Raw genomic sequence first — 24,248 nt, forward strand, 5'->3', positions numbered from 1 at the left:
CACCGGTTGCGCCATGCCCTGACACGAGATGTTCGATGCCGGCGACGCCGTCAACCCCAAAGCGATGAGGACGCCCGCGTATGGCGGCCCCCAAACCCCAAGCCTAACCCGTGATCTTGGAGAAATCGGGCTGGCGGCGTTCGGCAAAGGCGGCAAAGGCCTCGCGCGCTTCCGCGCTCATCAGCCGCTGCTGGAAGATTTCGCCCTCGCGCGCCATTTGCGCACTGATCCTGGCGGGATCGCGCATCAACGCCTTGGTGTGCTGGAGCGAGCCGAACGGCCGCTTCGCCAGTTCATCCGCCGCCGCGCGCGCCTTGGCGCGGAGATCCGCAAGCGGCACCACGGCATTGGCGAGGCCGATGGAGACCGCGGTCTCCGCCTCGACCGGCTCGCCGAGCGCGAACATCGCATAGGCCCGCGCATAGCCGATGCGCTGCGGCAGCAGGTAGGTCGACGCCGCCTCGGGCACCAGCGCAAGATTGACGAACGGCGTGATCAGCCGCGCGGTCGGCGCCAAGTACACGAGATCGCAATGCAGCAGCATGGTGGTGCCGATCCCGACCGCATTGCCCTGCACGGCGGCAACCAGCGGCCGCGTCGCCTTGGCGAGACCGGCGAGGAAGCGCGACACGTGGCGCTCGCCCTGCACGCCGCGCGACACCGCCGCGAAGTCAGCGAGATCGTTGCCCGCGGTAAAGCTGTCGCCGTCGCCCTGGAGCAGTACGGCGCGGATCGACGAATCGCTTTCCGCGCGTTCGAGCGCGTCGGCCATCGCGCCATACATCGCATTGGTGATCGCGTTCTTCTTGTCCGGACGCGCCATCGTCACGGTGAGAACGCCACCGTCCAGCGCTACGACCACTTCACTCATGTCTCACTCCAGTTGCTTGCTTCCTGTTTGACGCGTTTTCTTCACGCGAACCGGCACCCGCTTCGCTTGAAAGCGCGCTAACCGTCTTTGTCTTTCGGAAATTTCTCTTGCAGGCTGGTCAGCCAGCGCGACACCACGTCGATCTCCGCTTCCGAAAATCCGTCCATCAGGCGGTTGTTGATCACCCTGGTCCGCGTCGCGGCGCGCTTGCCGAGCTCCTGCCCGGCTACGGTCAGATGGAGCCGCTGGCTGCGCCCGTCATCACCGTCGCGACGGCGCTTGACGAGGCCCGCACGCTCCATCCGGTCGGCTAGTCCTGTCATCGCCGAGGGCACGATGTCGAGCGCCTGCGAGACGTCGCCGATCAGCGCGCCGTCATTGCGGCCGAGGAAGAACAGCACGCCTGCCTGCGCCGACGTCAGATCGTGCGCGGCCGTCTCCTGTTCGATGGCGCGCTGCAGCCGCCGATAGGCCACGGTCAGAAGAAAGATCAGCCGGTGTTCCGCTCTCATGCCGCAATTATATATTTCGCGTGCGAAATATCAAGATATTTCATACGCGAAATATCTGGATGCCCGTTTGCCTTTTTGCGGCGCCTCAATGCATCGGCATCCAAGCCCCGTAAAATGCGAGGGATGAGCCCTCTCAACCGTTTTGATTGCGACATTTTGATCGCGACGCCGGATCGCTGCACTGCGCCCCGGCAGAAAACCCTTGATCAACAACGATCAAACGGGAAATCTTCCATCCGGGAGCCGCGGTTCGCATTGCGGCTCGGGCGGGGTCACGAGAGTGTCATGACGTCAGCGGCCAGTTCGGACAGGGAGCGCGTTGTCCGCCCGAAGCGGCTACGCCATCTCAGCGAAGCCATGCGTTGTGAGACCGCGTTTCGCCTGATCCTGTCCGAATGCCTCGAGGAAGTCGCAACCAACCACGAGGCGCTGAACTCCGGAGATCCGGCCGCGCTCCACCAGACCCGCATCGCATTGACGCGGCTGAAGGCCGCGGTCGCCTTCTACGGCCCGATGGTGGCGGACACCGAATGGACGCGACTGAAATCCGAGTTGAAATGGCTGAGCGCCCATCTCGGCGCAACGCGCGACCTCGACGTCGCGATCGAGAACAGCAAGGGACTGCCGGAAGAGCACATGCTGCAGACAGCGCGAACCGACGCGTTCGAGGCGCTCAAGGACGCCTTGCAAAGCGACCGTTACTGGCAATGGTTCGACGGCATGTGGGACTGGGTCGGCAGCGGCCCCTGGACGGCGCGGCAGAACCGCCGTGCCGCGCAACGGCGCGCCGTGCCGGTGGCAGTCTTTCACGCGCGCCGGCTGGCGCGGTGGCATGGAAAACTCTGCCAGAAAAGCCGCGGGCTGCAGGGCATGGGCAAGAACAAGCGCCACCGCGTCCGTCTCGCCAGCAAGCGGCTGCGCTACGCGATCGAGTTCTCGGAAGGCGGATTGCCCCCCGACGAATACGCGTCATGGCGGACCGTCCTGAAGCATCTGCGCAAGGGACAACAACTGCTCGGCGAATTGAACGATGACGAGGTGCGCCGCACGCTGCTCGAAAGCGCCGATGCCCTCGCGCGACGCGCCGATGAGCGCAAGGCCAAGCACCAGCGCGTGCACGAGCGGAAGCGCAAGAGCCGCCTGCTGCGCCGCGCCGCAGCGGTCTACCGGAAAATCTCCAGCTAAAGCGCGCATCAGCGCATCGTCGTCGGCGCGGATGCGGGCCGAATTGATGGTCACGCTATAATTGATGTATAAAACATCATTTATTGGACTTGTCGCATCACTACTTGATGTGCATAAATGACATCCAAATAGACCCGACTCTCAATCGACGGCTTCGATCGATGATCACCGCGGCGCAGCTACGGGCTGCCAGAGCCTTGCTTGGCATCGACCAACGGCAGCTCGCCGAGCTGTCCGGACTTTCGGTGCCGACCATCCAGCGCATGGAGGCGAGCGAGGGCACCATTCGCGGCAATGTCGACTCGCTTGTGAAACTGATCGACGCGCTCGGCACGGCCGGGGTCGAAGTCATCAACGAGGGTACCGTCAGCAACGGCGGCGGCCGCGGCGTGCGATTGAAGGCCGGATCCGGCTCGCCGAAGGTGCAGACATGATCCCGGCGGTCACTCAGCAGGTCTGGTGTGTTGCCGCACTGCTGGGAACGACCGCTCTCGCGATCGCAACGAGCCGATCGCGCCGATCGACAGTCCTTGTCTACGGCGCGACCTTTGTGATTTCGTTGGTCGCATTGGCCGGAGCCTTGTTCGCGCTCATCTCCCACACCAGCGCGACCACACTGACGTTACCGGTCGGCTTGCCGTGGCTGGGATCGCATTTCCGCCTCGACGCGCTCGCCGCATTCTTCCTCGCGGTGGTCAATCTCGGCGGTGCGGCCGCAAGTCTTTATGGCCTCGGCTACGGCAGTCACGAATCCGCACCACAGCGCATCCTGCCCTTCTTTCCGGCGTTCCTGGCCGGGATGAATCTCGTCGTGCTGGCCGACGATGCGTTCACCTACCTCTTGTGCTGGGAATTCATGTCGCTTGCGTCCTGGGCGCTCGTGATGGCGCACCACCGCGAGGCAGACAACGCGCGCGCGGGCTACGTCTATCTCGTGATGGCGAGCTTCGGGACGCTGGCTCTGTTGCTCGCTTTCGGGCTGCTGGCGGGAGCTGGCGGCAGCTACAGTTTTGCGGCCATCCGCAGCGCCCAGCACACTCCGTCCGAAGCCGCCCTGGTGCTCGCGCTGATGCTGCTCGGCGCCGGATCGAAAGCCGGCCTGGTTCCGTTGCACGTGTGGCTGCCGCTGGCCCATCCCGCAGCGCCGAGCCATGTCTCGGCGCTGATGAGCGGGGTCATGACGAAGGTCGCAATCTACGGCTTCATCCGGGTCGTGTTCGATCTGCTCGGGCCGCCAAGCTGGTCGGCGGGTGTCGTCGTGCTCATCCTCGGCGGCACGACCGCCGTGATGGGGATCCTCTATGCGCTGATGGAAAAGGATCTCAAGCGCCTGCTCGCCTACAGCACGATCGAGAACATCGGCGTCATCTTCGCAAGCCTCGGCCTGGCGCTGGCATTTCAGGCGAACGGCCTCGGCCTGGCAGCGGCCCTCGCCTTCACGGCCGCGCTGTTCCACGTGCTCAACCATTCGTTCTTCAAGAGCCTGCTGTTCTTCGGCGCGGGCGCCGTGCTGACGTCGACCGGCGAACGCGACATGGAGAAGCTGGGCGGCCTGATCCACCGCATGCCGCTCACCAGCTTCGTCTTTCTCGTCGGCTGCGTTGCGATCTCGGCGCTTCCGCCATTCAACGGGTTCGTCTCCGAATGGCTGATGTTTCAGGCCGTCCTGCAGAGCCCCGATCTGCCGCAATGGCTACTGAAGATCATGGTGCCCGCAGTCGGCGCCTTGTTGGCGCTGGCGGCGGCGCTCGCCGCCGCATGCTTCGTCAAGGCCTTCGGAATCACGTTCCTCGGCCGCGCGCGGAGCCCGGCCGCACAAGCCGCAGGCGAAGTCGATCGCTATTCGCTTGCCGCGATGTTCAGCCTCGCCGCGCTCTGCTTCCTCGCCGGCATTCTACCAGGCCTGGTGATCGACGCGCTCTCGCCGGTCGCGATGGCCATGATCGGCCACCAGATGCCGCTCCAGGCGAACGACCCCTGGTTCTCGATCGTGCCGATCGAGGAGAGCCGCAGTTCCTACAACGGATTGCTCGTCTTTGTTTTCATTACGGCCGCGGCGTCGCTTGCGGTGTATTTCATCCATCGCTTTGCCTCGCGCGCGATCCGGCGCGAACCGGCCTGGGGGTGTGGCTTCACCGATCCGACACCGGCGGCGCAGTATTCCGGAGCGAGCTTCGTCCAGCCGATCCGCCGGGTCTTCGGCACGTTGGTTTTCCAGGCCCGCGAGCATGTCGACATGCCTTCGCCGGGCGAACTGCGGCCGGCCCGCTTCAGGGTCGATATGCACGATCTGGTCTGGGAGCGGCTGTATACGCCGGTGACTGAAGTCGTCTGGTTTTTCGCCGATCGGCTGAACCAGCTCCAGTTCCTGACCATCCGCCGCTACCTCAGTCTGGTCTTCATAACCCTCATCACATTGCTGCTGGTCGTCGCGATATGGTCGTGATCTCGGACATCCTCGTTCAGTTGGGCCAGATGACGCTCGTGCTGCTGCTCGCGCCGCTCCTGACCGGCGTCGTACGCAAGGTCAAGGCCCGCCTGTTGCGCCGGAGGGGACCGTCGGTCTTCCAACCCTATCGCGACCTGCTGCGGCTGCTACGCAAGGAGGTCGTGCTCGCCGAAAACGCGTCCTGGCTGTTCCGCGTCACCCCCTATGTGACGTTCGCGGCGATCTGGGTCGCCGCGGCGCTGGTCCCGACATTTGCAACCGGCCTGGAGTTCAACTGGAGCGCCGACCTGATCGCGATCGTCGCCCTGCTCGGCAGCGCGCGCTTCTTCCTCGCACTTGCCGGCATGGATGTCGGCACCAGCTTTGGCGGCATCGGCTCCAGCCGCGAGGTGATGATCGCTGCGTTGGCCGAGCCAGCCATGTTGTTGATGGTATTCTGCGTCGCGCTGATCGCCGGCTCCACCCAGCTGTCGACGGTCGCGACCTTCATGGCGTCGTCCGAAGTGGGACTCCGCGTCTCGCTCGGCATGGCGATGATTGCGCTCATCATGGTGGCGCTTGCCGAAAACGCGCGCATTCCGGTCGACAACCCGGCGACGCATCTGGAACTGACCATGGTGCACGAGGCGATGATCCTCGAGTATTCCGGGCGTCACCTTGCCATGATCGAGTTTGGCGCCTTTCTCAAGCTGCTGCTGTACATCTCCCTGATCATCTGCGTGTTCTTCCCGTGGCAGATCACCACCGAGGGTGCGGGTCCGCTGTCCTATCTGGTGAGCGTCGCCGCCTACATCCTCAAGCTTGCGGTCGCAAGCTTCCTGCTTGCCGTGTTCGAGACCGCGACGGCGAAGGTGCGGGTTTTCCGTGTCCCCGAGTTCCTCGGCGCCGCGCTCATGCTCGGCCTGCTCGGCACGCTGCTTCGGTTCGTGTCACGGAGCTTCTGATGCACAACCTCGCCTTCGACATCGCCCATCTGCTCGCCGGCGGGCTCGTGCTGATCAGCTTCATGATGCTGTACCAGGACCGCCTGTATGCGCTGCTGAACATCTTTGCACTTCATGCAGTGGTGCTCGCGCTTTCCGTCGCCTGGCAGGCGTTCGTCCAGAACGCACCGCATCTCTACGTGACGGCCGTGATCGCGCTGGTCTTCAAGGCGACCATCATCCCGGTGGCGCTGCACCGGATCGTCAAGCAGCTCGGCATTCATCGCGATATCGAGACCTCGGTAGGTATCGGCCTGACCATGCTGGCGGGCATGGGGCTCGTCGCCCTCTCCATGATGGTGATGCTCCGCGTGACCGGCGCCGCCGATCCGCTGGCGCGGGAAGACCTCGCCTTCGCACTGTCGGTGGTGCTGCTGGGATTGCTCGTCATGGTGACCCGGCGCAACGCCGTGAGCCAGGTCGTCGGCTTCATGTCGCTGGAGAACGGATTGGTGCTGGCCGCGACCGGCGCCAAGGGCATGCCGCTCGTCGTGGAAATCAGCGTCGCGTTTTCGATCCTGATCGCATTCATCGTCATCGGCGTGTTCCTGTTCCGGATTCGGGAGCGGTTCGACACCGTCGACGTCGGCGCGCTCGACGAATTCAGGGGAGAGCGGCGATGACTGCGGCGTCGGATGCCGTTGCCTGGGTCCTCGTGATACCGATCTGTGCCGCGGCCGTGCTTGCGGCGCTGCCTGGCTACCGGCTGACCGCGGGGCTCAATATCCTGGCAAGTCTCGGCACCTTGCTGGCCGCACTTTCGCTGCTCGTCATCGAGCGCCCGCAGCCTGGCCATTACCTGCTGATCGACGATCTCAATATCGTCTTCATCGTGCTCAACACCTTCGTGGGATTCACCACGAGCGTGTTCAGCGCGAGCTATATCGCCCACGAACTCGAGACCGGGCGGCTGACGCCGGGCTATCTGCGATTCTACCATGCCATGTATCAGGTCATGATGTTCGGCATGAACCTCGCATTCGTGTCGAACAATATCGGCCTGATGTGGGTCGCAGTCGAGGTCGCCACGCTGACCACCGTCCTGATGGTCGGCATCTACCGGACTCATGCGGCGCTGGAGGCCGCCTGGAAGTATTTTATCCTCGGCAGCGTCGGTATCGCGCTCGCGCTGTTCGGCACGATCCTGGTGTACATGGCGGCGCGGCCGGTCATCGGCGAGGGCCAGGACGCCATGGTGTGGACGGTGTTGATCAGCCGCGCGGCGACGTTCGACCCGGCATTGCTCAACGTCGCCTTCATCTTCCTGCTGCTCGGATACGGCACCAAGGTTGGCCTGGCGCCGCTGCACGCCTGGCTTCCGGATGCCCACGCCGAGGGCCCGACCCCGATCTCGGCCGTGCTCTCGGGCCTCTTGCTCAACGTTGCGCTCTACGCTGTGCTCCGCTTCAAGATCCTGCTCGCCGCCAATCCGGATGCGATATCGCCGGGCCCGCTGATGGTCACGATGGGGCTGACCTCGCTGCTGTTCGCAGCCTTCATGCTTTACCGCCGCCGCGACATCAAACGGCTGTTCGCCTATTCCTCAATCGAGCACATGGGCATCATCGTATTTGCGTTCGGGATGGGTGGCCCGCTCGCCAACTTTGCCGGCCTGCTGCACATGGTGATGCACAGCCTCACCAAGTCGGGGATCTTCTACGCCGTCGGCCACATCGCACAGGTGAAGGGCACGCAGCGGATCGCCAACATTCGCGGCCTGACCGAAACCCATCCGGCCCTCGGCTGGAGTCTCGTGATCGGCGTCGTCGCGATCGCCGGCCTGCCGCCGCTCGGCATCTTCATGAGCGAATTTCTGATCGTCAGTTCCACCTTTGCACGCCAGCCGCTGCTCGCCATTCCGCTGGTCTTCGGCCTGCTGCTTGCCTTCGGCGCGCTGATCCTGCGCCTGACCAGCCTTGCTTTTGGCGAGCCGCGCGGCAATGTCGCGCCGGCGGATGCATCCTATTTGCCGATGTTCGCGCATTTCGCGCTGGTGCTGACTGCGGGCATCTACCTTCCGGGACCTCTGGTTGTTTGGTTCCAGCACGTCGCCAACCTCCTGGGCTAGGGCGAGGGAGAACGGGATGCCGAAATTGATCGATCTGATCCAGGCGGGCCGCAAGGTCGAACGGCACCATCCATGGCCACGCGCAGTGGTGGACGACGATGCCTGGCGCTCCGCCGCCAGCGCCCTCGCCGATGGCGGCTTGAGCCTGCTCGGGCTATGGGGCGAAGCATCGTGCGTGCATATGGCCATCCTCGACGACCGCACCTCCGATATCGGCGTGATCAGTCTGGATTGTCCCGATCGCCAATTCCCGTCGGTCGCGGCCTATCATTCTCCGGCGCTTCGATTGGAGCGCGCCGTCCACGACCTGTTCGGGCTTCAGGCCGCGGGCACGCCGGATCCCCGTCCCTGGCTCGATCATGGCCGATGGCAAATGCGCTTCCCGCTGGGCGAACGTCTCGATGCATCACCGGATGCGGCGCCTTATCAATTCCTTCCGGCCGAAGGGGACAGCCTGCATCAGATTCCGGTCGGCCCCGTGCATGCCGGCATCATCGAGCCCGGACATTTCCGCTTTACGGCGAGCGGCGAGACCGTGGTCCGCCTGGAGCAGCGGCTCGGCTATACCCACAAGGGCATCGAAGGACTGATGGCGGGAAGCACCGTCGAGCAGGCCGCGCGGCTCGCCGGCCGGGTCTCCGGCGACAGTACGGTCGCCTATGGACTGGCATTCGCGCAAGCCGTCGAGGCCGCGCAGCGGATTGCCGTGCCGCCGCGCGCGCTCTTGCTGCGTGCGCTGATGGCCGAGCTCGAGCGATTGGCCAATCACCTCGGTGACATCGGAGCGATCTGCAACGATGCGTCATTTGCGCTGATGCAGGCACATTGCGCCGTGCTGCGCGAGTGCGTGCTGCGCGCTGCCGACGCTGCATTCGGGCACCGCCTGATGCGCGACCTTGTCGTTCCCGGCGGCGTCGCGCGCGACATCGCCAGCGACGGATCCAACGCAATCCGGGCCGCGCTCGACCAGATCCGCCGGCATTTTCCTGCGCTGGTCGAACTCTACGACAACACCGCCTCGTTACAGGATCGCACCGTTACCACGGGCATCGTTACGCCGGCGCTCGCCCGGCAATTCGCCGCCGGTGGCTATGTCGGGCGTGCAAGCGGCCGCAACCATGACGCCCGACGCAGGCCCGGCTATCTCCCCTATGATGGTCTGCGTTTCGACGTCCCCGTTCTCAGCGATGGCGACGTCAACGCCCGCGTCTGGATCCGGATCCGGGAAGTCGAGCAGAGCCTTGCGCTGACGGACCAGATCCTCATCTGCCTCGAGGCCGGCCCCGTCAGAGTGTCGCTGCAAGGTGCGGCCGAGCCTTGCGAAGGCATCGCGCTGGTTGAAGGCTTCCGGGGCGACATTCTGGCCTGGCTACGCCTCAAGGGAGATCGGATCGAGCGATGTCATCTGCGCGATCCGTCGTGGTTTCAGTGGCCCCTGCTCGAGGCAGCGATCGAAGGCAACATCGTGGCGGACTTCCCACTCTGCAATAAGTCATTCAACTGCTCCTATTCGGGGCAGGACCTCTGAGGACCGGGAGGCGATGCGCAAACTTTTGTTCCAGAGCCTGTTTCGCCAGCCATTGACCGAGCAAGCGCCGCGTCCGGACGACGCTGCGCTCGCGGAGCTCGCGGCCATGGTCGGCAGCACCGCCCGACGACGCCTCGGCCGCAGCCTCTCGATCCGCGAGGTCGATGCGGGCTCGTGCAACGGATGCGAGCTGGAAATTCACGCACTGAACAATGCGTATTACGATGTCGAGCGGTTTGGAATCCGCTTCGTCGCCTCGCCCCGCCACGCCGATGTCCTGCTCGTCACAGGTCCGGTCACGAACAACATGCGCGAGGCGCTGGAGCGCACATACCGCGCGACCCCCGATCCCAAATGGGTCGTCGCTGTGGGCGATTGCGCCAGGGATGGCGGATGTTTTGCCGGCAGCTATGCGGTGGTTGGCGGGGTCTCGGCGGTTATCCCTGTCGATCTCCATATTCCAGGTTGCCCTCCTTCGCCGACGGCCATTCTGCGTGGCCTCATCGGCTTGCTCGAGGCTGTGGACTCCGACGTCGCGGCAAAATGAGAGCATGCGGAGAGACGCGTTAGCCACCTGCGTGGCGGTGTCGGTTGCTAAGGCATGATGAGACTAGGTTGAGCTGGATCGGCATCGGCATCGGAGGTTCACCTCTCCCTTGGGAGAGGTCGATTTGCGCAGCAAATCGGGTGAGGGGTTACGGTCTATCGAGAGAGCGAGAGCCCTCACCCGGATTGCACTGGACGATGCTTCGCATCGCCAGGCGCAATCCGACCTCTCCCCGTCGGGGAGAGGTGAACCGAAACCGCCGCGAGCCGATTCAACCAAATCTCATCCCGCGCTAGCCGCTATTGCGTAGCACCAGCTCGAAGCCGAGATCGATGCGGCGCTCGCCGCCGCGCTCCAGCGTCAGCGTCGCCGCGGTGCGGCCGATCGCATCACCATGCACGCTGATCGTGCTCAATGTCGGCGAGATCAGCTGGCCCATTTCGAGATCGCCGAGCCCGATCACGGCGACCGGCTGCGCCGATGCAGGCCCGTCGCGCAGCAGGCCGGCCTTGCGCAGCCCCGACATGAAGCCGATCGCATGCGCATCGTTGGCGGCGAACACCGCGTCGACATCAGGCAGACGCGCATGCGCCGCCACGCTGCCGGAGTCCTTGCGGTCGAGGATCAGCCGGCGCGGCTCGGATAGACCGCTTGCCAGCGCCTCGTCCCTGAAGCCGAACCAGCGCCGCGTGCCGCGCGGATCGTCGCCGCCGATGAAGGCGAGCTGCTTGCGCCCTTGCGCAACCAGATGCTTCGCGACAGCGACACCGGCCTTGTAATTGTCGAAGCCCGCAACCGCATCGATCGGGTTGGCCGGCAGATCCCAGGTCTCGACGATCGGAATCCGCGCATTGCGCAGCAGGCGGCTGCCCTCCTCGGTCGCCGGCGAGCCGACCATGATGATCGCCTCGGGCCGCCGCGACAGCAGCGCCGCCAGCACGCGGCCCTCGCGCACGGCGTCGTAGCGCGACTGCGCCAGGATCACGGAGAAGCCGAGCGGCTCGAGCTTGTCGGACAGGCCCTGCACCGTGTCGGCGAAGATCGAGTTGGCGATGGTCGGCACCAGCACGCCGACCGAATTGGTCCGCGCACTCGCCAGCGCGCCAGCCACCAGGTTCGGGACATAGCCGAGGTCGCGCATCGCCCGCTCGACCCGCGCCCGGGTCTCCGGGGCAACCAGATCAGGCATTCGCACCACCCGGCTTACCGTGATCGAGGAGACGCCGGCGCGCTTGGCCACCTCTGAAAGGGTGGGCGCGGCACCGGACGGGCCGGTCCCGGGTTCGGTCAGGTCGGAGTTCATGAGCCGGAGCCTGCACGATTCCGGGTTGCCAAGCCATGATGTTAGCGCTAGCATCGATCGATGTTAGCGCTAACATGGAATAGAAAGGGAGAAACGGCATGATTTCGGACGAGCAGGCCCAGGCCTACAAGCGCGACGGGGTGATCGTGGTCCCCGAGGTCCTGAACCAGGAGACCCTCGGCAAGGTCCGCACGGTGCTCGCCGAGCTGGTGGCCGGCGCCGCCGCGGTGAGCGAGCACACCGACGTCTACGACCTCGAGCCGGGCCATACGCCGGAGACGCCGCGCGTCCGCCGCATCAAGGCGCCGCACAAGGTACACCCGATCTTCGATGAGATCATCCGCAGCCCCGCCGTGATCTCGATCCTGACCAGGTTGATCGGCCCCGGGCTCCGGCTGCATGGCTCAAAACTCAACATGAAGTCGGCGCAATACGGCTCGCCGGTCGAGTGGCATCAGGACTGGGCGTTCTATCCGCACACCAATGACGACATCCTCGCGATCGGCGTGCTGCTCGACGATTGCGACATCGAGAACGGCCCGATGCTGGTGACGCCGGGATCGCACACCGGGGCTACGATGTGGGATCATCACGGCGAGGACGGCTGCTTCGCAGGCCTCATCGATCCGGACCAGATCCAGGACGACATCAAGCGCGCGGTGCCTTGCATGGGCAAGGCCGGCAGCATGTCCTTCCACCACGTGCGCGCGCTGCACGGCTCGGCGACCAACACATCGGACCGGCCGCGCAATTTGCTGCTCTATGAAGTGGCCGCCAGCGATGCGTGGCCGCTGATGGGCGTGAAGGACTTTGACGAATTCAACAGCCGCCTGCTGGCGGGTCCGCCGGTGGTCGCACCACGGTTGACCGACGTGCCGGTACGGATGCCGTTGCCCCCGGCCAAACGGCAGGGATCGATCTACGAGACCCAGTCGGCGTCGAAGAAGTCCTACTTCACGCGCGCCGCCTGAGACTGACGACAATGCCCGCGGCAAGCCGCGGGCATTGCTGCTTGCAATACATAAAAATCAAAACAACGGGGAAACGAATGACCGAGATGGCAAGAGAGGGTGCCAGCACATCGCGCCTGCGTGTGATCCTGGCCGCAAGCATCGGCTCCGCGCTCGAATGGTACGATTTCTTCCTCTACGGCACCGCCGCCGCGCTGGTGTTCGGCGAGCTGTTCTTTCCGAAGAGCGATCCGGTGGTCGGCACGCTGCTGTCGTTCCTGACCTTCGGCGTCGGCTTCGTCGTGCGGCCGTTCGGCGGCCTGCTGTTCGGCATCCTCGGCGATCGCTACGGCCGCAAGCCGGTGCTGGTCGCAACGCTGTTGATGATCGGCATCGGCACCACCGCGATCGGCTTCCTGCCGACCTATTCGCAGATCGGCATCTGGGCGCCGATCCTTCTGGTCGCGATGCGCGTCATCCAGGGCCTCGGCGCCGGTGCCGAGTATGGCGGCGCGGTGATCTACCTCGTCGAGAACGCGCCGCCGAAGCATCGCGGCTTCTGGGGCGGCTTCGCGCCGCTCGGTGTCTCCGTCGGCAATCTGCTCGCCGCGGCCGCCTTCGCGCTGGTGACGATGCTGCCGCGCGAGGATTTGATGAGCTGGGGCTGGCGGCTGCCCTTCCTTGCAAGCTTCCTGCTGATCGTCGTCGGCATCTTCGTCCGGATGCGGATCACCGAGACGCCGGTGTACACGCAGGCAGTGGTCGCGCGCGGCAAGGTCGAGAGCAATCCGGCGATGGAGGCGTTGCGCCGGCACCCGCGCAACTTCTTCGTCGTGCTCGGCGCCCGGATGGCCGAGAACGGGCTCGGCTATTTCTTCCCGGTGTTTGGCCTGAGCTACATCATCACCACGCTCGGTGTGCCAAAAGCGGAGGCGCTCAGTGCCTTGATGCTGGCCTTCACGGTCGAGCTGTTTGCGATCCTCGGCTTTGCCGCGTTGTCGGACCGGATCGGACGGCGGCCGGTCTACATGTTCGGCGCGCTGGCCGGCGTGGCGCTTTCCTTCCCGTTCTTCTGGATGGTTGGCACCAAGGAATGGGTCATGATCGCGCTTGCGTTCATCCTGGCGCGCGCCGTGGTGACGGCGGCGATGTTCGGGCCACAGGCGGCGTATTTTGCCGAACTGTTCCCGCCGCAACGCCGCTTCGCCGGCTTTGCCTTTGCGCGCGAGCTCGGCTCGCTGCTGTCGGGCGGTCCGGCGCCGTTCGTCGCCACCGCGCTGGTGGCGGCCTACGGCACCTGGTGGCCGGTCGCCTGCTACGCGATGTTCCTGTCCGCATGCACGGTGGTTGCGATCTGGATCGGGCCGGAGACCTATCAGGAGAACATCGCCGAAGACGCGAGCGAACAGGCCGAGCTGCCCGCGGCGATCCCGGCGCGGGCCTGATCGGTGGCGCAGCAGCTGCGCATCCTGCAGTCGCTCTGGGCGATGGAGCGGCGGCTGGCCGACGAGGGCGAATGGCCGCTGCAAACCCAGCTCGCGATGATCCGCGACGCCGGGTTTGACGGCGCCGGCGTGCGCTTTATCGATCCCGCCTTCGCGCGCGAGGTGACAAGCTTCCTGCGCGCGCATGGCATGATCTGGCAGGCGCAATGCTACCCGAAGAATGTCGACGACCTGAAGCCGGTGCTGGAGCTGGTGGCGCAGCTCGGCGCCGATCACGTCAATCTGCAGCCCGACGTTCGGCCGCGCCGGCTCGCCGATTGCATTCCCCTGCTCGAGGGCTGGCGGCGGCTGGCCGCTGAGGCCAAGGTCGCCGTGCATGTCGAGACCCATCGCGATCGCATGACGACCGACCTGTTCTTCATGCTCGATGTGCTCGACCGCTTTCCCGATCTGCGGCTGACCGCCGATCTCTCGCATTATCTGGTCGGGCGTGAATTCGCCTGGCCGGTCGACGACGTCAATCATGCGATGATCCATCGCGTCCTCGACAATGCCTGGGGCATCCACGGCCGCATCGCGAGCCGCGAGCAGGTGCAGATCTCGCTCGGCTTTCCGCAGCACCAGGGCTGGGTGTCGCTGTTCACGGGCTGGTGGGACTACGGCATCCGCTCCTGGCGCAAGCGCGCCGGGCCCGATGCGACCCTGACCTTCCTGTGCGAGCTCGGCCCGCCGCCCTATGCCATCACCGGGCCCGATGGGAAGGAATTGTCCGACCGCTGGCAGGACGCGCTGGTCATGAAGGACATGATCCGTGCGCTGTGGGATCGTATCGCGAACGAGCCGCACGGCGCGCCATAGAGTTGATCCAGAGAAGCTGCAGCGGCATTCTGCTGCAAAGCAATTCAGAACGCCACGAAGCCCCATGCGCGACCATCGGGTCCTTGCTCGTCGACGCCTCGCAGGCGTCGTTGTCTTGGCCATTGCGGCCTTTGCCCAAGCGAAGGTCGCCGCGGCAGAGCTGACGCTTGATGTCGCCACCATGCCGCGTATCGCCACCATCGACCCGCGCTTCCAGTCCTACAACATCGAGATGGTCGAGGTGACCGGCGGGCAATTCTGGAAGCCCTATGCCGCCGCCGCACGGCCGGGTGCGAAGCCGGAACGGTTCGCAGCGCGCACGCCGATCGATCTGCAGGACGGCAGGCTGCGCAAGCTCGCAGCGGCACTCGCGCCGGCCTACCTTCGCGTGAGCGGAACCTGGGCCAACAGCACGTTCTTTGCGGATTCCGACGCGCCGCCTGCCGCGCCGCCGGCCGGCTTCAAGGGCATGCTGACACGGCAACAATGGCGGGACGTGATCGACTTCTCGCACGCCGTCGACGCTCCCATTGTCACGTCCTTTGCGATCAGCGCCGGCACGCGCAACGCTGAAGACCGATGGATCTCCCAACAGGCCCGGCAGCTTCTCGCTTTCACGAAGTCGACCGGCGGCCAGATCGCCGCAGCCGAGCTCATGAACGAGCCCGATCTGCCGGCCATCGGCGGCGCCCCGGAGCACTACGATGCCGCAGCTTACGGCCGCGATCTTGCAACGTTCCGCGCATTCATGAAGGACGCCGCACCCGACGTGGCGATCCTCGGCCCAAGCACAATCGGCACCGGCGCGAATACGCAAGCGCTCTTCGCGGTTTCGGCAGCAAGCATCGACGCGGCCTCCTACCATCACTACGGCGCGCTCTCGGCGCGATGCTCCGGCGATCGCACGGCACAGCAGGCATTGTCAGAGCAATGGCTGGTACGAACCGGCAAGACACTCGCCTTCTACCAGGCGCTGCGCGACCGGCTTGCACCGGGCAAACCGATCTGGCTGACCGAGACGGCCGAGACCGCATGCGGTGGCAATCGCTGGGCCGCGACCTTCACCGATACGTTCCGCTATCTCGATCAGCTCGGGCGGCTCGCCAAGGCGGGCGTTCAGGTGGTGATGCACAACACGCTTGCCGCGAGCGACTACGGGCTGCTCGACGAACAAACCCATCTGCCGCGGCCGAACTACTGGGCCGCGCTGCTCTGGCGACGGCTCATGGGAACCACCGCGCTCGACGCCGGCGTCGGCGAACACTCCGGTCTCCACATCTATGCCCATTGCGCGCGCGATATGCCTGATGGAATAGCCCTGCTCGTCATCAACCATGATCGACGGGTGCGGCACAAGCTGACGCTGCCGGCGGCATCGCAACGCTACACATTGGCGAGCAAAAAACCTGCCGACGGCAATGTTCGGCTCAATGGCAGCACGCTCGCGCTTGGAGCTTTCGACCAGATGCCCGCCCTGAATGGCGAACCGGCCCCCGCGGGAGCGATCGTCTTCGCTCCCGCAACGATCACGTTCCTGACCGTAGCCAATGCGGGCAACACCAACTGCCGGTAGCGACCTGGCCTCGCCTACGCCGCGTCGCGGCTGACGTCGGCGGATTCCGCCGTGCGCGCCACCAGGTGACCCAGCATGATGGCGGTCATCAGCCGCTCCATCTCAAGCCATGCCGTGACATGCGACATGGTCGGCCGGCCACCGAGCGCGAGCTGATTGACATCGTCGACCGCCGTCAATCCGCGCGGATAGAACTCGCGGAAGATCACGCGCTCGGCCAGGCCGTCGACCAGGCGGAAATTCAGCGTCTTCGCTAGTTCGCTGAGGGCTTCGCCGACCAGGCGCTTGTTGCGTGAACCAATCGTCGAGAGGCGGTTGCGCAGCACCACCCACTCGAATGCCGGCTGATCCTGCGCGCGGCGCTCGCGCCGCGCTTCCTCCACCATCTTCGAATAATGGCTGATGCCGGTCACCTTGAAGTCGTTCGGATCGACGGTGCCGAGCACGTCGAAGTCGAGGAAACTGTCATTCAGCGGCGTAATCAGCGTGTTCGCCAGCGAATGCGTGAACGTCGTCAGATAGGTGTCGTGACCGGGGCAGTCGATGACGACGAAATCGTGCGAGCGGCTGAGCCGCTCGACGATCTCGGCAAGCGCGCTGCGGCCGAGTGTCTCGACCTCGCTGCTTCTGCCGCTTACCGTCTCGAAGCACATGTGCGCCGGGATACCGAGATCCAGCGAGGCGTCGCGCGCCCAGTCCCGCCGGTTATCGACGTAGTGCGTCAGCGACTTCTGCTTGTTGTCGAGATCGATGGTGGCGACACGCTGACCCGCCTTGATCAGCGCGATGGCGACGTGCATGGCAATTGTCGACTTGCCCGAGCCGCCCTTGTTATTTCCGATTACAATTACTCGTGCGTTTGTCATGGGAATCCATACCGGACGCGTGAGTGAAAGCAGGACGAAATAGAATTTAATGAATGGATTCGAATCTCCCTGATTCGACGAATCTCGACAAGAGTCGTTGCACGGTCGTTGTGACCGAAATTGATGCGGCTGCGACAACATTGTCACAACCGCAATCCGAGCACGTATCGTGAACGCAACGCGCCGCTGAGACTGGCGCCCCTGCGACTAGCGCCCCTGGAACACCGCGGCGCGGCGCTCGACGAACGACTTGATGCCCTCGGCCGCATCTGATGTGTTGAGCACGCGTTCGCGGATCTGCGGGATGATCGCAATTGCCGCCTGCTCGCCGGCTTCGATGAACTTGCGGCCCGCCTCTTTCGTCACCTGGATTCCAAGCGGCGCGTTGCGCGCGATGATCTCCGCAAGCGCCATCGCGCGTTCGATCTGCTGACCGGCCGGCACGACTTCCTGCACGAGCCCGATCCGATGCGCTTCTGCGGCAGTGAACTCGTCGCACAGCAAGAGGTGATACATCGCATCGCCCCACCCGGCGCGGCTGATGTAGCGGAAATGCGCACCGGCCAGCGGCGCAATACCACGCTTGGCTTCCATCTGGCAGAAGCGGCTGTCGTCCGCGGCAATGACGATATCGCCGGCCAGCATCATCTCGATGCCGACGGTGAACACGATGCCCTGCACCGCCGTGATGATCGGCTTCCGGCACCGCTTCGACAATCCAAAGGGATCGACGTTGCCCTCCGGCAGCGGCTTGCGCGACGCCGTCGGACCGAAGAATTTCGGCATGTCGAGACCCGCGGTGAAGCTGCCGCCGGCGGCGCACAGCACGCCGACCCAGAGGCCGTCGTCGTTGTCGAGCAGCGTCAGCGCGTCGGACAGCTCAGCCATCATCTCCGGGCTGAAGGCATTCTTCTTCGCCGGATTGTCGATGACGATCTTCAGGATGTGATCATGCCGCTCGTGGCGGACCCGCCCTTCGCTCGCGCTGCCGGACATCTGTTCCTCCCTGCTTTGTGACTGACAAATTTTCTGGATGATGCTTGTCATCCAGATGTATGATGGTCATAATCCAGAACGAGAGTCAAACAGGGGCACTGCGAAATGGGCCATTCCCAGGCCGACAAGGCCAGGAGCCGTGAGCGCATCCTGAACGAGGCTGCGACGCAGATCCGTGACAAGGGGCTCGACTCGCTCAGCATCGGAAACCTGATGCAGCAGGTGAAGCTCACCCATGGCGGCTTCTATGGACACTTCGCCTCGCGTTCCGACCTGATCGCCGCGGCGCTGGAGCAGGCGCTGACCCTGGGTGAAGCGTCGGCGCGGGCGTCACGCGATCCCGACAAGCCGGTCAGCGTCAACTCCCTGGTGCGAAGCTATCTCAGCCGCAGCCATCGCGACTCGCCGAAGTCGGGCTGCGCGATCGGCGCGCTGATCTCGGACGTCGGCCGCGCCGACGAGCAGTGCCGCGCGGTGATGGAACCGCACATCGAATCCTTCATCGCCAAGGTCACCGAGACGCTTGGCGACGACGACGATGCCCGCGCGATCGTCGCTGTCAGTGCGATGGTCGGTGCGCTCGCGATCTCGCGCGTCATCACCGATTCGAAGCGGTCCGACGCCATTCTGCGCACGGTGCGCGACAGCATCGTGGCGATGGCGTCCGACCGATGATTTCGCCCGCGCCGCGGGCAGCTTGATGGAGTGAGCCATGAACGACCGATCCGCCCTCGGGCCGACCGCTGTGCAGGGAAGCGTGCTGATTGCCGGCGTCGGCGCATCCAACGGCCTCGGCGCCGCGATCGCGCGGCGCTTTGCAGCCGGCGGCTATCCCGTCGCGATCGCCGGGCGCAACGCCGAGAAGCTCGCCGCGACGGCGGCCGAACTCACAGCAACCGGCGCCACGGTCACCCATGTCGTCGGCGATGCCTCGACTGCCGCGGATGTCGCCCGCTTCGTCGAGGCGGCCGGGAAGCTCGCGCCGCTGGCGATGGCCGTGCACAATGCGGGCTCCAACCGGCCTGCACCATTTCTCAAGGTCAGCGAGCAGCGCTTCGAGGAGCACTGGCGCGAACACGCGCTCGGCGGATTCCAGCTCGCACAGGCCGCGATCCCTGCCCTGCTTGCGCGCGGCGGCGGCACGCTGGTGTTCACCGGCGCCAGCGGCTCGTTGCGCGGCAAGGCCAACTACGCGCCATTCGCCTCCGCCAAGGCCGCGCTGCGCGCGATGGCGCAGAGCGTGGCGCGGGAGTTCGGACCGCAGGGCATTCATGTCGGCCATGTCGTGGTCGATGGCGGCATCGAGGGCGATCGCCTGCTCAGCGCACGCCCACAATTGAAGGACGACCGCGGGCCGGATGGGCTGCTCAATATCGCAGCCATCGCCGACGCCTATTGGGTGCTGCATCACCAGCATCGCAGTGCATGGACGCTGGAGCTCGACCTGCGGCCATGGGCGGAGTCGTTCTGACGGCACGGCGCCATCGTCGTTCTCCGGAGGAAATGGGTTGCGATCCGCCGGAATCTTGTCAGGCTGAGCGACAAGGTCCGAGGAGATCGCACCCCTATCCCGGGAGAAGGCCATGTCGCAGCTCACGCCGATCCTGCACCATTTCGATCAATCGCCGTTCTCCGAGAAAATCCGCATCATCTTCGGATTCAAGAAGCTCGCCTGGAACTCGGTACGGATTTCCCGGATCATGCCGAGGCCCGATTTGATGCCGATGACCGGTGGCTATCGCCGTACGCCGACGATGCAGATCGGCGCGGACATCTATTGCGACACCCAGATCATCATCCGCGAGCTGGAGCGGCGCCATCCGACGCCGACGCTGTTTCCCGCAGGCAATGCCGGGATGCCCTGGGCGCTCGGCATGTGGACCGACCGGCCGTTCTTCCAGAGCACAGTGAACCTCGTGTTCGGCTTCATCGGCGACAAGGTCCCGCAGGATTTCATCGCGGATCGCGAGAAGCTGCGCGGCGCCAAGTTCGACGTCGCGGCCATGACCGCGGCGCTGCCGCAGATGCGCGACCAGTTCCGCGCCAATGTCGACTGGATCGAGGCGCATCTTGGCGATGGCCGGCCGTGGCTGTTCGGCGAGTTCAGTCTCGCCGACGTCAGCGCCTACATGAACGTGTGGTACGCCCGGCAAAGTGTCGCGACGATGGACGAGATCATGAAGCCCTTCCCGCGCGCTGCGGCCTGGGAGGAGCGCATGCGCGCCATCGGCCACGGCACGCGCACGGAGGTGTCGTCAGCCGACGCGCTCGGGATCGCGGCGAAGGCGCGGCCGGAGTCGCCGGTTTTCGGCGACCCTTTGGATCCGAACGGTCGCAAGCCCGGCGACATCGTCAGCGTGATGCCTGATGACTACGGCAAGATCCCGGTCCGCGGCGAGATCGTCTCGCTGTCGGCGCAGCACATCGCGATCCGCCGGTCCGACGAACGCGTCGGCGAGGTCGTGGTGCATTTCCCGCGGGCCGGCTTCCTGGTCATCCCGGGCTGATCGCCGCAGCCTCGGCTGCAGGCCGGATACAAGCGACCTGGAAACGCTGCGTTTCGCGGCGTGACCTTGCCGGCCGGCGAACAGGCAATACTTCCACTGCATCTCCAACCGAAGGCTCCACAGCGCAGGCTTGCGGACATCTCCGCAGCAACACGACCTCTCGGCCTGCGTGCGATGGGTGGCCCGTGGCGGATGCTCCGCCACGCCGACAACTGGACTGATTGATGACGACCTCTCTCGAATTCGGGCTCGACACGTTCGGCGACGTCACCAAGGACGCTGCCGGTGCGCCGCTGCCCCACGCTCAGGTGATCCGCAACGTCGTCGACGAGGCGGTGCTGGCCGATCAGCTCGGGATCGATTTCATCGGGCTCGGCGAGCACCACCGGGCTGACTTTGCGATCTCCTCCCCCGAGACCGTGCTGGCGGCCATCGCCGCGCGCACCCAAAATATCCGCCTCGGCTCGGCGGTGACCGTGCTGAGCTCGGACGATCCGATCCGCGTCTTCCAGCGTTTCGCCACCGTCGACGCGGTCTCCAACGGCCGCGCCGAGGTGATCCTCGGCCGCGGCTCCTTCACCGAGTCGTTCCCGCTGTTCGGCTTCGACCTCAGGCAATACAACGAGTTGTTCGAGGAGAAGCTCGACCTGTTCACCGAGCTCTTGAAGCAGGAGCCGGTGAGCTGGGAAGGCAAGCTGCGGCCGCCGCTCAAGGGCCAGTCGGTCTATCCGCCGGTCGAGCACGGCCGGCTGAAGACCTGGATCGGCGTCGGCGGCAGCCCCGAATCGGTGGTCCGCGCGGCGCATTATGACCTGCCGCTGATGCTCGCCATCATCGGCGGCGATCCCAAGCGCTTTGCGCCCTATGTCGACCTGCACCAGCGCGCCTACCAGCAGTTCGGCCGGACGCCGCAGCCGATCGGCGTGCATTCGCCGGGCTACGTCGCCGAGACCGACGCGCAAGCTCGGGAAGAGCTGTGGCCCGACTACAAGGTCATGCGCGACCGTATCGGCAAGGAGCGCGGCTGGCCGCCGATCGGCCGCGACGAGTTCGCACAGGAAGCCGAGCATGGCTCGCTCTATGTCGGCGCGCCGGAAACCGTCGCCCGCAAGATCGCGGCGACCGTGAAGACGCTCGGCGCTGCGCGCTTCCAGCTGAAATATTCGGCAGGCCCGATGCCGCATGAGAAGCTGATGAAGAGCATCGAGCTCTATGGCCGCAAGGTGGTGCCGATGGTGCGCGACATGCTCGCCGCCTGATACGCGAGCGAGCCCACCAAAGCAAAACCCCCGGCGTTTTGGCGCCGGGGGCTCTGTTAGCTTGCAGTCAGATCAACCGGTATTACCAGTTGCGCTGAGCGCGGAGCATCAGTAGAACCGTATTCTGGTCCTTCAGCTCGTACAAAGCTGCGGGCTTGCCAATCGGAGTGCTGGGCGCCACGACTGTACCTGCGGCCTTCTGATCCAGATGGGTGTAGGTGAAGTCCGCCGAGAAGGTCAGGTTCTTGACGGGGGTCCACTGGGTCTGCGTGCCGATCTGCGCAATGTTGTAGTCGGGGTTGCAGGTCGTTATCACAGCTCCGCTGCCCGCGGGAGCAAGTGCGCTCCGGAGCGAACCACCCACGCCGCCAACACCGCAGATCAGAACCTTGGCCGTGTCGTTGTACATAATGCCAGCATAGGCACCGTAGATCGACGTGTTCCAGTACGGGTTCCAGTTGTGCACGTATGCACCGCGGAAGCCCCAGGTCTTGACCAGCTGCTGCTGTGTTCCGGTCGCGAACACCGAGTCAGGCGCAACGCCGAACCCTACGCTCTGGTAGGCGCCAGGAAGATTGGTGCCACCATAAATGGTATTCGCACCAGCCGAACCGGCGAGGTCCTGGATGTTGTAGCGGGTCGCACCGTCCGTATACACGCCCTGCATGTTGATGGTGTCGCCCGGTCCGGTCGGGATGTTCTTGATCGACAAGGCCAATTGACCAGCCCAGCCCCATCTGTCGTCCGGATGACCGGTCACCTCAGTGCCGCCGTAGTAGGCCGCATGATTGTCATGCGCCGCGAACGACGCCTGGAACAGTCCCCAAGCCTGGTCGACGCGCAGCATCGCGACGAAGTCCGGAGCAACCGTGCCAGCGTAGTCGCTCGCGCCGAAAGGACCGGTAGCGCCGATGGCGGCACCAATAGCACCGACGGCGCCAAGATTGGCCACACCAGCCTGATAGTACTGGGTCTGATCCTGAGCCGACAGAGACAGCGACACGCCGTTGCCGAACTGAGCGGTGTAGGTGAACTGGTTCACACCAGTGATCGTACCGCCGCCGCCGACGAGACCGTCGAAGTTGTTGCCCGGATAGTTGGCCCACGGGGCCGAGAACTGCGAGACCGCCTTACCCATGGTGAAGCCGGCGAACTGGATGAAGGCGTAGTAGACGCCGACCGTACCAGCTGCAACGCCACCAGAGCTAGCATTGTTCGGCGCCGCAGCGCTGCCGATCGCCGAGTAGACCGACGTGCCGTTGCCCTGACCGGCGTAGGTGTCCGAGGTCCACGAGAACGTCGCATCGAAGAAGGTACGGACGACGCCGTACTCGGTCGCGGTGCGCGTATCGATGTTCAGGTCTTCACGAGAACGCCAGGTGTAGCCGTTGGTGAAACGGTTGGCCGCACCGCCAGCGCCCGAGGTGTTGCCGGTGTTGTCCGAGTTGGTGTTCGCGAGAACATCCATACGCAGGTAGCCGCCCAGCTTGATACAGGTATCGGTGCCCGGGATGTAGTAGAAACCGGGACCATACAGGGAGCAAACCTTCACGTACTCGACCGCTTTGGCCTTGACGGGAAGATCGGCCGCCTGAGCTCCGCCGACCGCGACGAGAGCCGCCGCCGAGCCGAGGATAAGGCTCTTAACCATCTTCATGTTAAACCTCCAAGTTGCTCTATCTCAGGGAAGGTTCCGGATCCGCCGGGTAAGACACCCTCAGGTTGGTTCCCTTTGTCCCTTAAATCCCCGCTCAGTCGCTTCGCGCCTTCGGACACACCCGCATGAACGCGAGGGACTTAAGCGAACCACCTAAAACGGGACGACCTTGGGATGCCCCCCTCCGTCGCAGTTCCATATGAGACAGAAGGCCCCCGATCACGCAACAAAAGACCGCTCGCATTGAGCCGAGTTGCGGCTGTTTTCGGGCAAATGTTGCACAAATATCACGGGCATTTGAACTGCGGCAGTTCGACAAGCCATTGAAACACAACAACAATATTTGATATACCGCTAGCGGGCACAAGTTTGGGCAACAGCGGGCGGAACGGTGTGCAAAACGCGTCGTCCTGCTGAGAAAGCGAAAATCGGTGCCCGTTTCGGCACCGCTGATTCCGGCTCCGTGCACAATATTTCGGCGCAAAAAGACCGATATCTGAACGACATAGCCCGCCCCAAATACCGTCGACTCGCACCTGGAAGGGGGCATTCCGATTGCTCGGAGCAGGCTGGAAGCCGGCGGACGGACCACCTCACATGTGCACTACCGGCGCTACATGTCACGGCGATGTCAGCGTACGGAATCAGTCGATTTGTTCTCCGCAGCCGGCGCGCGGTGAAATATCTCCAC

22 protein-coding genes are annotated in these 24,248 nt (G+C 64.6%); 16 read left to right on the forward strand and 6 right to left on the reverse strand.

All coding sequences use genetic code 11. The features are described 5' to 3' along the window. Positions 1-103 precede the first annotated feature (103 nt). Together ACE10Z_RS32410 and ACE10Z_RS32415 are read right to left on the reverse strand one after the other, a co-directional pair. The gene (locus tag ACE10Z_RS32410; protein WP_375784408.1) at positions 104-871 is read right to left on the reverse strand and encodes an enoyl-CoA hydratase-related protein; all 768 of its coding nucleotides are present in this window, start codon (positions 869-871) and stop codon (positions 104-106) included. 77 nt (positions 872-948) lie between these two features. After that, on the reverse strand, positions 949-1,383 hold the full coding sequence (locus ACE10Z_RS32415; protein ID WP_375784409.1) for a MarR family winged helix-turn-helix transcriptional regulator: 435 nt from the start codon (positions 1,381-1,383) through the stop codon (positions 949-951). Positions 1,384-1,668: 285 nt separating this feature from the next. Between ACE10Z_RS32415 and ACE10Z_RS32420 the strand changes: the two genes are divergently transcribed. The 8 genes from ACE10Z_RS32420 to ACE10Z_RS32455 all read left to right on the forward strand — a co-directional run bounded on the left by ACE10Z_RS32420 (position 1,669) and on the right by ACE10Z_RS32455 (position 10,143). Next, positions 1,669-2,568 carry a CHAD domain-containing protein gene (locus tag ACE10Z_RS32420; protein WP_375784410.1) on the forward strand — a complete coding sequence of 300 codons (900 nt, stop codon included), beginning with the start codon at positions 1,669-1,671 and terminating at the stop codon, positions 2,566-2,568. Between the two features lie 161 nt (positions 2,569-2,729). Next, positions 2,730-3,002, forward strand: a complete 273-nt coding sequence (locus ACE10Z_RS32425) for a helix-turn-helix domain-containing protein (protein ID WP_375784411.1) — start codon at positions 2,730-2,732, stop codon at positions 3,000-3,002. After that, a complete protein-coding gene (gene hyfB / locus ACE10Z_RS32430) occupies positions 2,999-5,014 on the forward strand; it encodes a hydrogenase 4 subunit B (protein WP_375784412.1) in 2,016 nt (671 codons plus the stop codon). Before ACE10Z_RS32425 ends, hyfB begins: the two co-directional genes overlap by 4 nt. Beyond that, positions 5,005-5,961 carry a respiratory chain complex I subunit 1 family protein gene (locus tag ACE10Z_RS32435; protein WP_375784413.1) on the forward strand — a complete coding sequence of 319 codons (957 nt, stop codon included), beginning with the start codon at positions 5,005-5,007 and terminating at the stop codon, positions 5,959-5,961. Before hyfB ends, ACE10Z_RS32435 begins: the two co-directional genes overlap by 10 nt. Then, on the forward strand, positions 5,961-6,623 hold the full coding sequence (locus ACE10Z_RS32440; protein WP_050404214.1) for a hydrogenase-4 component E: 663 nt from the start codon (positions 5,961-5,963) through the stop codon (positions 6,621-6,623). Before ACE10Z_RS32435 ends, ACE10Z_RS32440 begins: the two co-directional genes overlap by 1 nt. After that, positions 6,620-8,068, forward strand: coding sequence for a hydrogenase 4 subunit F (locus ACE10Z_RS32445; protein WP_375784414.1), 1,449 nt, complete (start codon positions 6,620-6,622; stop codon positions 8,066-8,068). Before ACE10Z_RS32440 ends, ACE10Z_RS32445 begins: the two co-directional genes overlap by 4 nt. A gap of 16 nt (positions 8,069-8,084) precedes the next feature. Continuing rightward, on the forward strand, positions 8,085-9,596 hold the full coding sequence (locus tag ACE10Z_RS32450; protein ID WP_375784415.1) for an NADH-quinone oxidoreductase subunit C: 1,512 nt from the start codon (positions 8,085-8,087) through the stop codon (positions 9,594-9,596). A gap of 13 nt (positions 9,597-9,609) precedes the next feature. Further along, positions 9,610-10,143 carry an NADH-quinone oxidoreductase subunit B family protein gene (locus ACE10Z_RS32455; protein WP_375784416.1) on the forward strand — a complete coding sequence of 178 codons (534 nt, stop codon included), beginning with the start codon at positions 9,610-9,612 and terminating at the stop codon, positions 10,141-10,143. Positions 10,144-10,435: 292 nt separating this feature from the next. On the opposite strand, the gene ACE10Z_RS32460 is transcribed toward ACE10Z_RS32455, so the two are convergent. After that, entirely contained in the window at positions 10,436-11,446 is a 1,011-nt protein-coding gene (locus ACE10Z_RS32460) for a LacI family DNA-binding transcriptional regulator (RefSeq protein ID WP_375784417.1), read from the reverse strand. A 98-nt stretch (positions 11,447-11,544) separates the two neighbouring features. Between ACE10Z_RS32460 and ACE10Z_RS32465 the strand changes: the two genes are divergently transcribed. The 4 genes from ACE10Z_RS32465 to ACE10Z_RS32480 all read left to right on the forward strand — a co-directional run bounded on the left by ACE10Z_RS32465 (position 11,545) and on the right by ACE10Z_RS32480 (position 16,272). Beyond that, on the forward strand, positions 11,545-12,417 hold the full coding sequence (locus tag ACE10Z_RS32465) for a phytanoyl-CoA dioxygenase family protein (protein WP_375784418.1): 873 nt from the start codon (positions 11,545-11,547) through the stop codon (positions 12,415-12,417). Between the two features lie 77 nt (positions 12,418-12,494). After that, on the forward strand, positions 12,495-13,841 hold the full coding sequence (locus ACE10Z_RS32470; RefSeq protein ID WP_375784419.1) for an MFS transporter: 1,347 nt from the start codon (positions 12,495-12,497) through the stop codon (positions 13,839-13,841). Between the two features lie 3 nt (positions 13,842-13,844). After that, positions 13,845-14,699, forward strand: a complete 855-nt coding sequence (locus tag ACE10Z_RS32475) for a sugar phosphate isomerase/epimerase family protein (protein ID WP_375784420.1) — start codon at positions 13,845-13,847, stop codon at positions 14,697-14,699. A 115-nt stretch (positions 14,700-14,814) separates the two neighbouring features. Next, the gene (locus ACE10Z_RS32480) at positions 14,815-16,272 is read left to right on the forward strand and encodes a hypothetical protein (protein ID WP_375784421.1); all 1,458 of its coding nucleotides are present in this window, start codon (positions 14,815-14,817) and stop codon (positions 16,270-16,272) included. 14 nt (positions 16,273-16,286) lie between these two features. On the opposite strand, the gene ACE10Z_RS32485 is transcribed toward ACE10Z_RS32480, so the two are convergent. Both ACE10Z_RS32485 and ACE10Z_RS32490 read right to left on the reverse strand, forming a co-directional pair. Then, positions 16,287-17,072 (reverse strand): division plane positioning ATPase MipZ, encoded by a 786-nt coding sequence (locus ACE10Z_RS32485; RefSeq protein WP_375784422.1) that lies wholly within the window; start codon positions 17,070-17,072, stop codon positions 16,287-16,289. A 273-nt stretch (positions 17,073-17,345) separates the two neighbouring features. After that, positions 17,346-18,134 carry a crotonase/enoyl-CoA hydratase family protein gene (locus ACE10Z_RS32490; protein WP_375784423.1) on the reverse strand — a complete coding sequence of 263 codons (789 nt, stop codon included), beginning with the start codon at positions 18,132-18,134 and terminating at the stop codon, positions 17,346-17,348. Between the two features lie 105 nt (positions 18,135-18,239). On the opposite strand from ACE10Z_RS32490, the gene ACE10Z_RS32495 reads away from it, so the two are divergent. From ACE10Z_RS32495 to ACE10Z_RS32510, 4 genes are all read left to right on the forward strand, one after another. After that, on the forward strand, positions 18,240-18,809 hold the full coding sequence (locus ACE10Z_RS32495; protein ID WP_375784424.1) for a TetR/AcrR family transcriptional regulator: 570 nt from the start codon (positions 18,240-18,242) through the stop codon (positions 18,807-18,809). 37 nt (positions 18,810-18,846) lie between these two features. After that, the gene (locus ACE10Z_RS32500; RefSeq protein ID WP_375784425.1) at positions 18,847-19,605 is read left to right on the forward strand and encodes an SDR family NAD(P)-dependent oxidoreductase; all 759 of its coding nucleotides are present in this window, start codon (positions 18,847-18,849) and stop codon (positions 19,603-19,605) included. A 112-nt stretch (positions 19,606-19,717) separates the two neighbouring features. After that, positions 19,718-20,641: a glutathione S-transferase family protein gene (locus ACE10Z_RS32505; protein WP_375784426.1), complete on the forward strand. Its 924-nt coding sequence runs from the start codon at positions 19,718-19,720 to the stop codon at positions 20,639-20,641. 224 nt (positions 20,642-20,865) lie between these two features. Then, complete coding sequence (locus ACE10Z_RS32510; RefSeq protein WP_375784427.1) at positions 20,866-21,900, forward strand: LLM class flavin-dependent oxidoreductase; 1,035 nt, start codon at positions 20,866-20,868, stop codon at positions 21,898-21,900. An 82-nt stretch (positions 21,901-21,982) separates the two neighbouring features. Here the strand turns inward: ACE10Z_RS32510 and ACE10Z_RS32515 are convergent, their stop codons facing one another. Next, positions 21,983-23,557, reverse strand: coding sequence for a porin (locus tag ACE10Z_RS32515; protein WP_375784428.1), 1,575 nt, complete (start codon positions 23,555-23,557; stop codon positions 21,983-21,985). Between the last annotated feature and the right edge of the window lie 691 nt (positions 23,558-24,248).

Origin of the sequence: Bradyrhizobium sp. Pha-3 (assembly GCF_042258615.1) — a bacterium.
Taxonomy (GTDB): domain Bacteria; phylum Pseudomonadota; class Alphaproteobacteria; order Rhizobiales; family Xanthobacteraceae; genus Bradyrhizobium.

Coding starts and splice junctions, on each gene's coding strand:
- ACE10Z_RS32515 (WP_375784428.1), bottom strand. CDS start 23,557: ATGAAGATGGTTAAGAGCCTTATCCTCGGCTCGGCGGCGGCTCTCGTC.
- ACE10Z_RS32470 (WP_375784419.1), top strand. CDS start 12,495: ATGACCGAGATGGCAAGAGAGGGTGCCAGCACATCGCGCCTGCGTGTG.
- ACE10Z_RS32420 (WP_375784410.1), top strand. CDS start 1,669: ATGACGTCAGCGGCCAGTTCGGACAGGGAGCGCGTTGTCCGCCCGAAG.
- ACE10Z_RS32485 (WP_375784422.1), bottom strand. CDS start 17,072: ATGCACGTCGCCATCGCGCTGATCAAGGCGGGTCAGCGTGTCGCCACC.
- ACE10Z_RS32460 (WP_375784417.1), bottom strand. CDS start 11,446: ATGAACTCCGACCTGACCGAACCCGGGACCGGCCCGTCCGGTGCCGCG.
- ACE10Z_RS32510 (WP_375784427.1), top strand. CDS start 20,866: ATGACGACCTCTCTCGAATTCGGGCTCGACACGTTCGGCGACGTCACC.
- ACE10Z_RS32450 (WP_375784415.1), top strand. CDS start 8,085: ATGCCGAAATTGATCGATCTGATCCAGGCGGGCCGCAAGGTCGAACGG.
- ACE10Z_RS32410 (WP_375784408.1), bottom strand. CDS start 871: ATGAGTGAAGTGGTCGTAGCGCTGGACGGTGGCGTTCTCACCGTGACG.
- ACE10Z_RS32455 (WP_375784416.1), top strand. CDS start 9,610: ATGCGCAAACTTTTGTTCCAGAGCCTGTTTCGCCAGCCATTGACCGAG.
- ACE10Z_RS32445 (WP_375784414.1), top strand. CDS start 6,620: ATGACTGCGGCGTCGGATGCCGTTGCCTGGGTCCTCGTGATACCGATC.
- ACE10Z_RS32415 (WP_375784409.1), bottom strand. CDS start 1,383: ATGAGAGCGGAACACCGGCTGATCTTTCTTCTGACCGTGGCCTATCGG.
- ACE10Z_RS32500 (WP_375784425.1), top strand. CDS start 18,847: ATGAACGACCGATCCGCCCTCGGGCCGACCGCTGTGCAGGGAAGCGTG.
- ACE10Z_RS32495 (WP_375784424.1), top strand. CDS start 18,240: ATGGGCCATTCCCAGGCCGACAAGGCCAGGAGCCGTGAGCGCATCCTG.
- ACE10Z_RS32435 (WP_375784413.1), top strand. CDS start 5,005: ATGGTCGTGATCTCGGACATCCTCGTTCAGTTGGGCCAGATGACGCTC.
- ACE10Z_RS32505 (WP_375784426.1), top strand. CDS start 19,718: ATGTCGCAGCTCACGCCGATCCTGCACCATTTCGATCAATCGCCGTTC.
- ACE10Z_RS32465 (WP_375784418.1), top strand. CDS start 11,545: ATGATTTCGGACGAGCAGGCCCAGGCCTACAAGCGCGACGGGGTGATC.
- ACE10Z_RS32440 (WP_050404214.1), top strand. CDS start 5,961: ATGCACAACCTCGCCTTCGACATCGCCCATCTGCTCGCCGGCGGGCTC.
- ACE10Z_RS32490 (WP_375784423.1), bottom strand. CDS start 18,134: ATGTCCGGCAGCGCGAGCGAAGGGCGGGTCCGCCACGAGCGGCATGAT.
- hyfB (WP_375784412.1), top strand. CDS start 2,999: ATGATCCCGGCGGTCACTCAGCAGGTCTGGTGTGTTGCCGCACTGCTG.
- ACE10Z_RS32425 (WP_375784411.1), top strand. CDS start 2,730: ATGATCACCGCGGCGCAGCTACGGGCTGCCAGAGCCTTGCTTGGCATC.